The organism is Chitinivorax sp. PXF-14, from assembly GCF_040812015.1.
Lineage (GTDB): Bacteria > Pseudomonadota > Gammaproteobacteria > Burkholderiales > SCOH01 > JBFNXJ01.
Map to the genome: position 1 here is coordinate 1 of NZ_JBFNXJ010000046.1, position 584 is coordinate 584.

Here is a 584-nt window from a genome sequence, read left to right on the forward strand (position 1 = left end):
CTGGTTTCCCGCACGCTGTGATCTGGCCCATTGCGCCGTAGGAGGCCCGTCATGCGATGGTTCGTACTGTTCCCGCTCGATCTGCTGATCGGCCTGCTCGCCTTCCCGCTGGCCCCGCTGATCGTCGCTCTGACCGACCCTGCCGGTCACGCCCCGGCGTGGGCCTGGCCCTGGCTCACCTACGACAACCCGATCGATGGCGACGCCGGCCACTGGGCGCGCTGGCCCGACAATGGCAGCCGCTGGCGCCGCACCTGCCGCCGCATCGCATGGCTGTGGCGCAACCGTGGGTATGGTTTCAGCTACCGTGTGTGCGGTCTCGACACTGCCGGCGCCATCATCTGGCGCGGCAATCCCCGCGTCAGCGACAGCCCGATGTCCCCAGGCTGGTGTATCGCCACCTGCGGACGCGGCTGGATGCTCTATGTGTTCTGGCCGTGGTGGCCATCCGCCAGGCGAGGTTTGAGGGTCTACGCCGGCTGGAAGCTCAAGCAGAAGGTAGAGCAGCCGGAGACGACCGCGCGAGCCATGATGGTGGCGCATGTCAATCCAGTGAAAGGGTATACGGTCGAGTAAGGCCAAGC

Annotated in this window: 1 protein-coding gene; it reads left to right on the plus strand. The window is 66.6% G+C overall.

Features of this window, described 5'->3' with window-relative positions; all coding sequences use genetic code 11:
* Window positions 1-51 precede the first annotated feature (51 nt).
* Complete coding sequence (locus ABWL39_RS20875; protein ID WP_367796137.1) at window positions 52-576, plus strand: hypothetical protein; 525 nt, start codon at window positions 52-54, stop codon at window positions 574-576.
* Window positions 577-584: the final 8 nt, after the last annotated feature.